The following is a 12,186-nucleotide window of genomic DNA, read 5'->3' on the forward strand; positions in this document are numbered from 1 at the left end:
CGAGGGAGCTTGCTCCCGCTGGGGCGCGAAGCGGCCCCAAAACCTTCCACAGAGTTCTACCTGAAAAAATGCGGCGCTCTTATTGGGGCTGCTGCGCAGCCCAACGGGAGCAAGCTCCCTCGCCACAATGTTGTCAGGCGCCGGTTACGGCTTCGCGGCCACTGACCAACCGCTCCAGCGCCTCACCCAAGCCTGACGCCTTGTCACCAATCAACAAGTGCCAAACGCCGCTCTCAAGCTGGCTCACACCCTGGCAACCCAGTGCAGTAAGTTGGGACTCGGACAACGCCGAACCATCCCCCAACTCCACCCGCAGCCGCGTCATCGCCACCGCGTCCAGTTGCAGCACATTGCCCCGACCGCCCAGCGCACTCAGCCATTTCTCGGCCTCGTGCACATTCACCGGCGTGCTCTTCTCAACCGGCGCAGCAACGATCGGCGTTACCCCAACGTACGAAGGCATGGCCAACCGAATCTCATCGGCAATGCTGTCCGCCATCGGCCCGACCACCACCTGCAAACTCCCGCCATTCCCCGGCCGAACCACCGCCATGGCACCCAGCGCTTTCAGCTCGGCATCCACCGCCTTGTTGCGATCCACCATGTCCAACCGCAGGCGCGTCGTGCAAGCCCCCACACTCAGCAAATTCTCCGCACCACCCAGCGCACGAATGTAAGCCCCGGCCCGTTGGTTATCAGTCATGGCCTCAGCCTGCACCACCTGAATATCCTCACGCCCCGGCGTCTTCAAGTTGAACCGGCGAATGCAGTAATTGAACACGCTGTAGTAGATCACCGCATACGCCAGCCCAACCGGGAATACCAGCCAGCCGTTGGTGGACTTGCCCCAACCCAGCACCATGTCGATAAACCCGCCGGAGAAGGTAAAGCCCAGGTGGATGTTGAGCATGTTGGTGATCGCCATCGACAACCCGGTGAGCAGCGCATGCACCAGGTACAGGAACGGCGCGAGGAACATGAAGGCGAATTCGATCGGCTCGGTCACCCCGGTCAGGAACGAGGTCAGCGCCATGGACAGGAAAATCCCGCCCATGATCTTGCGCCGTTCCGGCAGGGCATTGCGGTACATCGCCAGGCACGCCGCCGGCAGGCCGAACAGCATCACCGGGAACATCCCGGTCATGAACTGGCCGCCTTTCGGGTCGCCGGCAAAGTAGCGGGTCAGGTCGCCCGTCACCACCGCGCCCGTGGTCGGGTCGGTAAAGGTGCCGAACACAAACCACGCCATGTTGTTGAGGATATGGTGCAAGCCAGTGACGATCAGCAGGCGGTTGAACACCCCAAACACGAACGCACCAAAGCTGCCACTTTCCATCAGCAACACACCGAAGCTGTTGATGCCTTGCTGCACGGGTGGCCAGATCAAACCAAAGATCACCCCCAGCGCCACCGCCGAAAACCCGGTGACGATCGGCACAAACCGTCGCCCGCCAAAGAATGCGAGGTACTCCGGCAGCTTGATGTCCTTGAAGCGGTTATACAGCGCACCCGCCATCAAGCCGCTGGCGATGCCCGCGAGCATGCCCATGTTGATGCTGGCGTCCATCACCTTGAGGGTGGAGACCATCACCAGGTAACCAATGGCCCCCGCCAGGCCCGCCGTGCCGTTGTTGTCGCGGGCAAAACCCACGGCAATCCCGATGGCGAAGATCAGCGCCAGGTTGGCGAAGATCGCCTGCCCGGCGTCGTGCATCACCGCGATGTTCAGCAGGTCGGTGTCGCCCAGTCGCAGCAGCAGGCCGGCGATCGGCAAAATCGCGATCGGCAGCATCAGCGCACGGCCCAGGCGTTGCAGCCCTTCGATAAAATATTGGTACACGGCGTGTCTCCCTATTCTTGTTGTTTTCAGCTCAGCGGCCAGTGGTGTTGACAGGCTTGGCGAACGGCTTTGGCGCTGCTCAGGTTAAGCAGGCCTTGGCTCAGTTGCCGGCATTGGGCTGCGTCCAGGTGGCGGACACGGTCCTTGATTTCTCCGATTTGCGGCGGGCTCACGGACAGCTCGCTGATGCCCAGGCCGATCAGCACCGGCGTGGCCAGCGGGTCGGACGCCAGCGCACCGCACACACCCACCCAGCGCCCATGTTTGGCGGCGCCGCTGCAGGTCTGGGCGATCAGCCGCAGCAGCGCCGGGTGCAGGGCGTCGACCCGGGCGGCGAGGCCGGCGTGGTCGCGGTCCATGGCCAGGGTGTACTGGGACAGGTCGTTGGTGCCGATGGACAAGAAGTCCGCGTGCTCGGCCAGTTGTTCGGCCATCAGCGCGGCGGCGGGCACTTCGATCATCACGCCCAGCTCGGGGCGTTGGGTCAGTTCCAGCTCGGTGCACAACTCATCGAGGCGCTGGCGGATCTGTAGCAGTTCGTCGACTTCGCTGACCATCGGCAGCAGGATCCGGCAGCGTTCCAGCGGCGAGACTTGCAGCAGGGCACGCAGTTGCTGGTCCAGCAGTTCCGGGCGCACCTGGGCCATGCGAATGCCCCGCAGGCCCAGCACCGGATTGGTCTCGAACGGCAGCGGCAGGTAGTCCAGTTGCTTGTCGCCGCCGACGTCGATGGTGCGGATGATCACGGACTTGTCGCCCATGGCATCCAGCACGGCTTGATAGGCCTGGCGCTGCTCCTGTTCATCGGGCGCGGTGCGGCGGTCGACGAAGAGAAACTCGGTGCGCAGCAGGCCGACGCCGTCGGCGCCGTTCTCAAAGGCCAACTGGGCTTCGGTGCTGGAGGCGACATTCGCCGCCACTTCTATACGCACGCCATCTTGAGTACTGGCTGAACCTTGAGCCTCGGTGTGTTGCTGCTGGCGCCGCAGTTTTTGTGCGTCGCGCAATTGGTGAACCTGGGTGTGGCGCGCATCATCCGGCGTCAGCTCCAACCGACCGTTGGCGGCATCCAGCACCACCCGCTGGCCTTGGGGCACGTCGAGCAATTCAGTGCCCAGCGCAACCACACACGGCAAGCCTTTACCCCGCGCCAGAATCGCCACATGGGAGGTCGCGCCGCCCTCGGCCATACAGATGCCGACGGCGTGTTGTTTGCTCAGTTGCAGCAGATCCGACGGGGTCAACTCATGGGCGGACACGATCGCGCCGGCCGGCAAATCAAAATTCCAGGCCTCGCCCAACAGCGCCCGCAGCACACGTTGCTGCAAGTCCCGCAGGTCGTTGGCACGCTCGGCGAACAGCGGTTTGCCCAGGGCCAGCAGCACCGCGCACTGGGCCTGGATCGCATCGCGCCAGGCGTGAGTGGCAGCACTGCCGTGTTCGATAGCAGTGGTGGCGGCTTCCAGCAGTGTCGGGTCTTCCAGCAGGGCGAGGTGGGCGGCGAAGATCTCTTCTTCCTCCACATCCTTGCGCTGGCGGGCCTGGTCCAGGGTGTGGCGGATTTCGCCGCGCACCTGTTCCAGGGCACTGTCCAGGTGCTGCAGTTGTTCATCCGGGACGTTGCTGCCCGGGTCTGCCGGCAGCTCGATTCCGTTCAGGCGGAACAGCGGGCCACAGACCAGGCCGGGCGCGGCGCACACGCCTTGCAGTACACCGGCTTCGGTATTTGCAAGGCGCGGGGCAATGACCACTGGCGCGTGATGTTCTTCGCCAACTGCCACCGACAGCGCGGCAATCAGGGCTTGCAGCGCCGCTTCACAATCCTTGCCGCGACAGGTGACCTGCACCTCGTCCTGCTCGCCAATCCCGAGGCCCATCAAGCCGATCAAGCTGTCGCACGACGCTGTCTTGCCGGCGAAATGCACCTGTGACTGGCTGCTGAATGCCTGCGCCGTCTTGCGCACCAAGGCTGCAGGGCGTGCATGCAGGCCGCCGCGATGGGTGATGCGCAGGGTCGCGCTGGCTTCAGTGACAGACTCATCAAGCACTTTCGCGGCCCCGGCCAGCCGCGCAACCACGTGCAGCAGCGGCTCGCCGACCTTCACCGACTTCAGGGTGATCGGCCGTAACTCAAATAACTCGCTGTTGGTCAGGATGATCAGGCTGACCAGGCTTTTGCACCGGCGCGCGATCAGGTCCAGGTCAAACTGCACCAGCGCCTGGCCCTTGCTGACCCGCGCGCCTTGCTTGACCAGCAGCGCAAAACCTTCGCCATTCAGTTCCACCGTGTCGATGCCCAGATGCATCAGCAATTCGGCACCGTTGTCGGCGCGAATGGTCAGCGCATGCCCGGTGCGGGCGACATGGATGATCACACCATCGCACGGCGCGTGCAGGCAATCATTGAGCGGGTCGATGGCAATGCCGTCGCCCATGGCGCCACTGGCGAACACTTCGTCGGGAACGTTGCCCAGGGTCAGCACCGGCCCGCTGAGGGGAGCGCTGAGGGTGAGGTCTTTATTGTTGTTGGACATGGGCACGGTACTCATCAGGAAAACGCTGCAATCGACTCAGTGGGTGCGGGTCACTTTGCTCAAGTGACGTGGCTGGTCGGGGTCCATGCCCCGGGCCTCGGCCAAACCTGCGGCCATCACGTAGAAGCTCTGGATCGCCAGGATCGGGTCCAGGGCCGGGTGTTCGGCGCGGCTCAGGGTCAGGTCGCGTTCGGCGATGTCGTCGGGAGCGGCCAGCAGCACGCGGGCGCCACGCTGGCGCATGTCGGCGGCCAGGCTCAGCAGGCCGGCTTGTTCGGCGCCACGGGGGGCGAAGACCAGCAGCGGGTAGTTGTCGTCGATCAGGGCCATCGGGCCGTGGCGCACTTCGGCACTGCTGAAGGCTTCGGCCTGGATCGCCGAGGTTTCCTTGAGCTTGAGCGCGGCTTCCTGGGCGATGGCAAAACCGGCGCCACGGCCGATCACCATGAGTTGTTGGCAATCGCGCAGGGCGTCAATGGCCACGCTCCAGTCTTGCTTGGCGGCTACCCGCAAACCGTCGGGCAATGCCTTACAGGCTTGCAGCAACTCGTCTTCCTGATTCCAGTGGCCAATCAATTGAGCGCTGGCGCTCAGGGTGGCGATAAAGCTTTTGGTGGCGGCGACGCTGCGTTCCGGCCCGGCGCACAGCGGCACGTGGAATTCGCAGGCGGCTTCCAGCGGTGAGTCTTCGGCATTGACCATCGAGATGCTCAAGGCGCCGCGTTTGCGCAACAGGCGCAGGCTGTTGACCAGGTCCGGGCTTTGCCCCGACTGGGAGAAACCGAACGCCACTTGCCCGCTGACCTTGAGTGGCGATTGCAGCATGGTCACCACCGACATCGGCAACGACGCCACCGGAATCCCCAGGTGCTGCATGGTCAGGTAGGCGAAGTAGCTGGCGGCGTGGTCCGAACTGCCGCGGGCGATGGTCATCGCCACTTGTGGCGGCTGGCGGCGCAGGCGGCCGGCGACTTCCTCCAGCAGCGGGTCCAGGCGTTGCAGTTGAGCCTCGACGGCCTCGCAGGAGGTCAGGGCCTCTTCAAGCATTTTTGAAGTCAATGGTTTCTCCTTCGACCATTACGTCGGTGAGGTGCAGGGAGCGGTCCAGGCGCACGCAGTCGGCAAAGCTGCCGGGATGCAGGCGGCCGCGCTCTTCCAGGCCCAGGTAGTCCGCAGGAAATTGCGACAACCGTTGTGAGGCTTCGCTGATGGGCAGGCCGATCTTCACCAGGTTGCGCAGCGCCTGGTCCATGGTCAGGGTGCTGCCGGCCAGGGTTCCATCGGCCAGGCGTACGCCGCCCAGGCATTTGGTCACGGTGTGGCTGCCCAGCTTGTATTCGCCGTCGGGCATGCCGGCGGCGGCGGTGGAATCGGTGACGCAGTACAGGCACGGGATCGAGCGCAGCGCCACGCGCATGGCGCCGGGGTGCACGTGCAGCAGGTCGGGAATCAGTTCGGCGTATTTCGCATGGGCCAGGGCCGCGCCGACGATGCCGGGCTCGCGGTGATGCAGCGGGCTCATGGCGTTGTACAAGTGGGTAAAGCTGGTGGCACCGGCGGCGAGGGCGGCGACGCCTTCTTCATAGCTGCCCAGGGTGTGGCCGATCTGCATGCGCACGCCGCGTTCGCTGAGGGCGCGGATCAGGCCGTCGTGGCCGGCGATTTCCGGGGCAATGGTGATCACCCGGATCGGCGCCAGGCGCAGGTATTCCTCGACTTCGGCCATCAACGCCGTGTGAGCGAAGTTCGGTTGCGCGCCGAGTTTTCCGGGGTTGATGTAGGGGCCTTCCAGGTGCACGCCGAGCACTCGGGCGGTGCCGGTGGGGCGGCTTTCGCAATAGGTGCCGATCTCGCCGAGCACGCGGGAAATTTCGTCCACCGGCGCGGTCATGGTGGTGGCCAGCAGCGAGGTGGTACCGAATCGTACGTGGGTGCGGGTGATGGTCTGAAAGGCGTCGCTGCCTTCCATGATGTCTTTGCCGCCACCGCCGTGTACGTGCAGGTCGATAAAGCCTGGCAGCAGGTAGGGCAGGTCGTTGTCAGCCGGGTCGCACGGGCTGCCTTCAACGGCAGTCACCTTGCCGTGCTGGTGCACCAGGCGGCCGCGAATCCAGCCGTGGGGCGTGAGGATGTTGTCTTCGGACATGGGCAGTTCTCTAAATTCGCAGTTCAGCGGAATAGTCGTGGCGGCGCAGTTCTGCGACAAAGTCGTAGTAGTCGTTGCGGCAGTAGGTGTCGGTGATTTCAATCGGGGTGTTGTCGGCGGTGTAGCCCACCCGCGTCATCAGCAGCATGGCGGTGCCGGGGGCGATGCCCACCAGGGCCGCGAACTCGTCCGAGGCGTTGATTGCCTGGATGTGTTGCAGGGCGCGCACGATGGGTTTGCCGATGCTTTCCAGGTATTCGTAGAGCGAATTGCCGATGGCCTGCGGGTGCGGGAGGACAGAGGCGGGCATGGCAGTCATTTCAATCGCCATCACCGTGTCGTCGGCCTTACGTAAACGCTTGAGGCGCGCGACCTTGTCGCTGGGCGACAGGCCCAGGCGGATCAATTCTTCATGGGTGGGCTGGGTGATGTCGCGCTCCAGCCATTGGGATGTCGGCACAAACCCTTTGAGCCGGAGCATTTCGCTGAAGCCCGAGAGGCGCGACAACGGCTGTTCCAGGCGCGGCGTGATGAAGGTTCCGGAGCCTTGGCTGCGACGGATCAGGCCTTGTTCGAACAGCACTTCCAGCGCCTTGCGGGCAGTCACCCGGGAAATGCTCAGTTGCTCGCTGAGGGCGCGCTCCGAGGGCAATGCCTGCTCGGATTTCCACTGGCCGGCATGAATCGCGGCTTCCAGGTTGCGGGCCAGTTGCAGGTACAGCGGCGTCGATTGTTTATCGTCGGGGCGCAGGGCCAGGATGGGGTTCATTGTGTCGGTTTCCGATGCGGTTATTGGAGTGTTGTCGCCCGGTAGTGATCGCAAGCTAATACCACTTAAATACCATGTCAATGCAGCGAAAACGGTGCAGACGAGCGTTTGCGGGCGCCTTAATAGTGCGCCAGATCAAGTGGTATTAGAGAGGTCTTTATCGCGAGCAGAAGCGCGCAGCTTGCCGGGGTGAACTGGTATTCACCGGCAAGCGCTGCGCGGGGCAGGATTTTTTTTCGAATTATTTTACGGGAGGCGGGAATTTACGGACGAATCTCGATCATGGTGCCGTCTTTGACCAGGTTCCAGACTTCGCGCATGTCGACATTGCGCATGCCGATGCAGCCGTCGGTCCAGTCCAGGGTGTGGAACAGCTCTTCGGGGTAGTCCTCGGCGTCGGGGGTGCCGTGGATCATGATCATGCTGCCGGGCTTGACCCCTTCGCGGCGGGCGCGGGCGGAGTCGCTGATGTTGGGGTAGGAGATGTGCATGGCCAGGTTGAAGCGGTCGCTGGTCTTGCGCCAGTCGATCCAGTAGAAGCCTTCCGGGGTTCGACGGTCGCCTTCCATCAGCTTGGTGCCCTTGGGGTTTTTGCCCAGGGAGATGCGATAGGTTCTGATCGGCTTGCCGTCGTTGATCAGTTGCAACTGATGGGCGGACTTGAGCACCAGGATTTTCTCGACGGGTTTGCCGCCCAGGATCACTTGGGTGGAGGCTGGCGACAGCGTGGCAAACGACAGACAGATCAGAGCAAGCAACCAACGCATTAAAACGGTATCCCCTGAGAAGACTACGTGCCGCCTGGAGTTGTTATTTGGCCAGTTGGGTCAGTGGCGGCACCGACTCGCTGCGCACCGGATACGACTGTTGGCGGCGGTCAGCAAAAAAGCATTCTAAGGTACGCCCGACCGTGCGGAAAGCCAGCTCTGACCAAGGGATGTCGGCTTCATCGAATAAGCGCACTTCGAGGCTTTCGGGGCCTGCGGCAAAGTCCAGGTCGATCAGCTCGGCGCGGTAGAAGATGTGCACCTGGCTGATGTGCGGCACGTCGATCAGGGTATAGATGCTCAAGTTGCGCACCCGGGCGCAGGCTTCTTCCATGGTTTCGCGTATGGCGGCTTGCTCGACGGTCTCGCCGTTTTCCATGAAGCCGGCGGGCAGGGTCCAGAAACCCAGGCGCGGCTCGATCGCGCGGCGGCACAGCAACACCTGATCGCCCCACACCGGCACGGTGCCCGCGACGATATTGGGATTCTGGTAGTGAATGGTCTGACAGTGATCGCAGACATAGCGCAGGCGTGCGTCGCCTTCGGGAATGCGCTGGGTGACCGGTTTACCGCACTGGCTGCAGAAGTTCATGCTGGGGTTCCTGGAGAGTGCGCCTATCTTGGCGTGACCGGGTATGGGCTGCAAGTTGTCGTTTAGCGACATGACCAGGGTTTTGGGGTTGGGCGTGCGCAAGGTTTGGTGCATGATGCAAGGTAGCCAACAGACCGAGATGACTCATGCTGGACGAGCTACTTCGCCGGGTAAGCAATCATACGCCCCACACGCTGGAGACCGACGGTCGTTTCCCGGAAGCGGCGGTACTGGTGCCGATCACCCGCAGTGACGAACCCGAGCTGATCCTGACCTTGCGCGCCAGTGGGTTATCCACCCATGGCGGCGAAGTGGCGTTCCCTGGCGGGCGCCGCGACCCCGACGATCCCGACCTGATATTCACCGCGCTGCGCGAAGCGCAAGAAGAGATCGGCCTGCCGCCGGGCCTGGTGGAAGTTATCGGCCCGTTGAGCCCGCTGATTTCCCTGCACGGTATCCGTGTCACGCCTTATGTAGGCGTTATCCCCGATTACGTTGAATACCTGGCGAATGACGCCGAGATCGCCGCTGTTTTCAGCGTGCCCCTGGAGTTTTTTCGCCAGGACCCGCGCGAACATACCCACCGTATCGATTACCAGGGCCGCAGTTGGTACGTGCCCAGTTACCGGTTTGGCGAGTACAAGATCTGGGGCCTGACGGCGATCATGATTGTAGAGCTGATCAATCTGCTCTATGACGATGCCGACATCAGCCTGCATCGACCACCGAAAAGCTTCATCAATACCTAAGAGCCAGATGGCCATCGTTTCCGCCGTGAGGAACAACCTATGAAATACCGCCTGGGCGACGCCCGAGTCGAAACCCATCCCGACAGCTGGGTGGCCCCGAATGCCACGCTGGTGGGCAAGGTCAAGCTGGAGGAGGGCGCCAACGTCTGGTTCAACGCGGTGTTGCGTGGCGACAACGAACTGATCCTGATCGGCAAGAATAGCAACGTGCAAGACGGCAGCGTGATGCACACCGACATGGGCTACCCGCTGACCCTCGGCACCGGCGTGACCATTGGCCATAACGCCATGCTGCATGGCTGCACCGTCGACGATTACAGCCTGATCGGCATCAATGCGGTGATCCTCAACGGGGCGAAGATCGGCAAGCACTGCATCATCGGCGCCAATTCGCTGATTGGCGAGGGCAAGGAAATTCCGGATGGCTCGCTGGTGATGGGGTCGCCGGGCAAGGTGGTTCGGGAGCTGACCGATGTGCAGAAGAAAATGCTCGAGGCCAGTGCCGCGCACTATGTGCATAACTCGCAGCGTTATGCCCGTGACCTGGTTGAGCAGGAAGAATGACCTTATCTGAACGGCCGGTAGCGTCGCCGTGCGTGAGCATTTGTGCGCTGGATGACGATGATATCTGCACGGGCTGCCAGCGGACGGTGGATGAAATCACCCGCTGGAGTCGCATGGACAACACCGAGCGCCGGGTGGTGCTGGGGTTGTGTCATGAGCGGGCGAAGGCGAGTGGGTTGATGTGGATGATTCCGGGAAAGTCCGGCGCCTGATCTGTAGGTGGACTGCTTTTCTGTGGCGAGGGAGCTTGCTCCCGCTGGGCTGCGAAGCAGCCCCAAATCAGACGACTGCCTTCCTTCAAATACACCAGGCTCGCCCATTTCAGGGCCGCTTCGCGCCCCAGCGGGAGCAAGCTCCCTCGCCACCAAGCGCCCTCGCCACATTGATGGGTTGTGCAGTACCCTGTGCCCCTTGTTCACAGGTCCCTCGCCCCATGTTCTTCCTGATTGCCTACATCAGCAGCGTCGTGCTGATCAACTTTGCCTTTTCCACCGCCCCGCACCTGGACGTCATCTGGTCTGCCTGGGGTGGTTTGGTGTTTGTCCTGCGGGACATGGTGCAAACCCGCTTCGGCCATGGCGCGATCATCGCGATGCTGGCGGCGCTGGTGCTCTCCTATATCACCTCCGATCCTTCCATCGCCCTGGCCAGCGCCACGGCGTTTGCGGTGTCCGAGTGCATCGACTGGCTGGTGTTCAGCATCACCAAGCGTCCGCTCCATGATCGCCTGTGGATAAGTTCGGCGCTGAGCATCCCCCTCGATACCTTCATCTTTTTCGGCCTGATCGGCGCGCTCACGCCTGCCGTGGCCGGCACTGCGCTGGTCTCGAAATTCGCCGGCGTCACCGTGGTGTGGCTGGCCATGGCCTGGCGTTTGCGCCGGCAGCGCGTCGCCAACTGAAGCCAATCTTTACAGTTCATGTAAAATGCCGGCCTTTCTCCACCATGATCCGCTCCCCTGAGGACCTGAGATGACCCGAATCGGAACTCCATTGTCGCCAACCGCGACCCGCGTAATGCTGTGTGGCTGCGGTGAGCTGGGCAAGGAAGTGGTAATCGAACTGCAACGCCTGGGCGTTGAAGTGATTGCCGTGGATCGCTACGCCAACGCGCCGGCCATGCAGGTCGCGCACCGCAGTCACGTGATCAACATGCTCGATGGCGCCGCCCTGCGTGCCGTGATCGAAGCCGAAAAGCCGCACTTCATCGTGCCGGAAATCGAAGCGATCGCCACCGCGACCCTGGTTGAGCTGGAAGCCGAAGGCTTCACCGTGATCCCGACCGCCCGCGCAACCTTGCTGACCATGAACCGCGAAGGCATCCGTCGCCTGGCCGCTGAAGAGCTGGACCTGCCGACCTCGCCGTACCACTTCGCCGACACCTTCGAGGACTACAGCAAGGCCGTCACCGATTTGGGTTTCCCATGTGTGGTCAAGCCGGTAATGAGTTCTTCGGGCAAGGGCCAGAGCCTGCTGCGCAGCGCGGATGACGTGCAGAAAGCCTGGGATTACGCCCAGGAAGGCGGGCGAGCCGGCAAGGGCCGGGTGATCATCGAAGGCTTTATCGACTTCGATTACGAAATCACCCTGCTGACCGTGCGCCACATCGGCGGCACCACCTTCTGCGCGCCTGTCGGCCACCGTCAGGAGAAGGGCGACTACCAGGAATCCTGGCAGCCACAGGCCATGAGCCCGATTGCCCTGGCCGAATCCGAGCGCGTTGCCAAAGCGGTAACCGAGGCCTTGGGTGGTCGTGGCCTGTTTGGTGTCGAGCTGTTCATCAAAGGCGATCAAGTGTGGTTCAGCGAAGTCTCGCCACGCCCCCATGACACTGGTCTGGTGACCCTGATTTCCCAGGACTTGTCGCAGTTTGCCCTGCATGCACGGGCGATTCTTGGCCTGCCGATCCCGTTGATCCGTCAGTTCGGGCCTTCGGCTTCGGCGGTGATTCTGGTGGAAGGGCAGTCGACCCAGACTGCGTTTGCCAACCTGGGCGCAGCCTTGAGCGAGCCGGATACGGCGTTGCGCCTGTTTGGCAAACCGGAAGTGAACGGTCAGCGCCGCATGGGCGTGGCGTTGGCGCGGGATGAGTCGATTGAGGCTGCCCGGGCTAAGGCCACTCGTGCTTCGAAGGCGGTTGTTGTAGAGCTGTAACCGAGTCGCGCCCATCGCGGGCAAGCCCGGCTCCCACATTTTGATTTGTGAATACATTCAAATGTGGGAGTC

General features: G+C 62.7%; 12 protein-coding genes. 5 read left to right on the forward strand and 7 right to left on the reverse strand.

The window, feature by feature from the left end; all coding sequences use genetic code 11:
* Positions 1 to 133: 133 nt before the first annotated feature.
* The 7 genes from nagE to V3W39_RS22545 form a co-directional block, all read right to left on the reverse strand.
* Positions 134 to 1,792, reverse strand: coding sequence for an N-acetylglucosamine-specific PTS transporter subunit IIBC (gene nagE, locus V3W39_RS22515; protein ID WP_442968422.1), 1,659 nt, complete (start codon positions 1,790 to 1,792; stop codon positions 134 to 136).
* Positions 1,793 to 1,866: 74 nt separating this feature from the next.
* Entirely contained in the window at positions 1,867 to 4,374 is a 2,508-nt protein-coding gene (gene ptsP, locus V3W39_RS22520; RefSeq protein ID WP_177129098.1) for a phosphoenolpyruvate--protein phosphotransferase, read from the reverse strand.
* A gap of 36 nt (positions 4,375 to 4,410) precedes the next feature.
* A complete protein-coding gene (locus tag V3W39_RS22525; RefSeq protein WP_330213365.1) occupies positions 4,411 to 5,433 on the reverse strand; it encodes an SIS domain-containing protein in 1,023 nt (340 codons plus the stop codon).
* Complete coding sequence (gene nagA, locus V3W39_RS22530) at positions 5,414 to 6,520, reverse strand: N-acetylglucosamine-6-phosphate deacetylase (protein WP_330213366.1); 1,107 nt, start codon at positions 6,518 to 6,520, stop codon at positions 5,414 to 5,416. The genes V3W39_RS22525 and nagA overlap by 20 nt, the downstream gene beginning before the upstream one ends.
* A 10-nt stretch (positions 6,521 to 6,530) precedes the next feature.
* Positions 6,531 to 7,289 (reverse strand): GntR family transcriptional regulator, encoded by a 759-nt coding sequence (locus tag V3W39_RS22535; RefSeq protein ID WP_076017517.1) that lies wholly within the window; start codon positions 7,287 to 7,289, stop codon positions 6,531 to 6,533.
* Positions 7,290 to 7,552: 263 nt separating this feature from the next.
* On the reverse strand, positions 7,553 to 8,056 hold the full coding sequence (locus tag V3W39_RS22540; protein WP_177114775.1) for a L,D-transpeptidase family protein: 504 nt from the start codon (positions 8,054 to 8,056) through the stop codon (positions 7,553 to 7,555).
* 43 nt (positions 8,057 to 8,099) lie between these two features.
* Entirely contained in the window at positions 8,100 to 8,648 is a 549-nt protein-coding gene (locus V3W39_RS22545) for an NUDIX hydrolase (RefSeq protein ID WP_259196352.1), read from the reverse strand.
* A gap of 146 nt (positions 8,649 to 8,794) precedes the next feature.
* Between V3W39_RS22545 and V3W39_RS22550 the strand changes: the two genes are divergently transcribed.
* The 5 genes from V3W39_RS22550 to purT all read left to right on the forward strand — a co-directional run bounded on the left by V3W39_RS22550 (position 8,795) and on the right by purT (position 12,114).
* The gene (locus V3W39_RS22550) at positions 8,795 to 9,397 is read left to right on the forward strand and encodes a CoA pyrophosphatase (protein WP_177046989.1); all 603 of its coding nucleotides are present in this window, start codon (positions 8,795 to 8,797) and stop codon (positions 9,395 to 9,397) included.
* A 39-nt stretch (positions 9,398 to 9,436) separates the two neighbouring features.
* Positions 9,437 to 9,961, forward strand: a complete 525-nt coding sequence (locus V3W39_RS22555; RefSeq protein ID WP_177046987.1) for a gamma carbonic anhydrase family protein — start codon at positions 9,437 to 9,439, stop codon at positions 9,959 to 9,961.
* On the forward strand, positions 9,958 to 10,173 hold the full coding sequence (locus V3W39_RS22560) for a DUF1289 domain-containing protein (protein ID WP_177046985.1): 216 nt from the start codon (positions 9,958 to 9,960) through the stop codon (positions 10,171 to 10,173). The genes V3W39_RS22555 and V3W39_RS22560 overlap by 4 nt, the downstream gene beginning before the upstream one ends.
* A gap of 221 nt (positions 10,174 to 10,394) precedes the next feature.
* Entirely contained in the window at positions 10,395 to 10,862 is a 468-nt protein-coding gene (locus V3W39_RS22565; RefSeq protein ID WP_003209599.1) for a hypothetical protein, read from the forward strand.
* Between the two features lie 70 nt (positions 10,863 to 10,932).
* Positions 10,933 to 12,114 (forward strand): formate-dependent phosphoribosylglycinamide formyltransferase, encoded by a 1,182-nt coding sequence (gene purT, locus V3W39_RS22570; RefSeq protein ID WP_169387190.1) that lies wholly within the window; start codon positions 10,933 to 10,935, stop codon positions 12,112 to 12,114.
* Positions 12,115 to 12,186: the final 72 nt, after the last annotated feature.

The sequence above is a fragment of the Pseudomonas sp. Z18(2022) genome, from assembly GCF_036346535.1.
Lineage (GTDB): Bacteria > Pseudomonadota > Gammaproteobacteria > Pseudomonadales > Pseudomonadaceae > Aquipseudomonas > Aquipseudomonas yamanorum_A.